This window comes from Mesorhizobium sp. M2C.T.Ca.TU.002.02.1.1 (assembly GCF_003997225.1).
In genome coordinates this window covers 1-682 of sequence record NZ_RZTO01001427.1, presented here as the reverse complement: position 1 = coordinate 682, position 682 = coordinate 1, and the positions used below count along the sequence as shown (strand labels likewise).

1 protein-coding gene is annotated in these 682 nt (G+C 67.6%); it reads left to right on the top strand.

Annotated elements, in window-relative coordinates:
• A partial coding sequence (locus EOD07_RS36550; RefSeq protein WP_127238517.1) for a TOBE domain-containing protein occupies positions 1-534 on the top strand: 534 nt, incomplete at its 5' end.
• Between the last annotated feature and the right edge of the window lie 148 nt (positions 535-682).

Sequence of the window (682 nt, the reverse complement as noted above, 5' to 3'; positions counted from 1 at the left end):
CATCTGCGCTCGGCAATGGTCGATGCCTTCCGCGACATCCATCGCCGCACCGGCGCGACGATCGTCTATGTCACGCATGACCAGGCCGAGGCGCTGGCGCTTGCCGACCGCGTCGCCGTAATGAGCAAGGGCAGGCTGCTGCAGGCGGCACCGCCGCAGGAGATCTATCGTTCTCCCGCCGACGCCGCGGTTGCCGGCTTCGTCGGCCGCGGCAGCCTGATTTCCGGCCACACCGTCGGCCATTCGGACCAGGCCTCGATCATCGATATCGCCGGCCACCGGCTCGCGGCGCGCAGCCACGAAACACCGGCGGGCGCGGTCAAGGTCCTGCTACGCCCGGAGGCCTTGCGCATCGCGGCCGAAGGCCTGCCGGCGACGGTCCTGGACAGCGTCTATCGCGGGCCGGTGCATGAAGTGCGATTGGCGCTCGCCGAGCCCGGACAGCAGTTGCTGGTCGACAGCACCGAGGCGCTGGCGACGGGACAGCGCGTGCATGTCGCGGTGTCCGATGCTTGGGTGGTGCCGGGCGCTTAAGAGCAATTCCAGGAAAAGTGCGCGGCGGTTTTCCATCCGGAATTTGCGGAAAACAAAAGATTAGCGCCAGGGCAGCACCCCAGCCGGCAAGCGTCGCCCGAACCGGTCGAGCGCCAGAAGCAGCAGGATCACGACGACGATCGTGGAC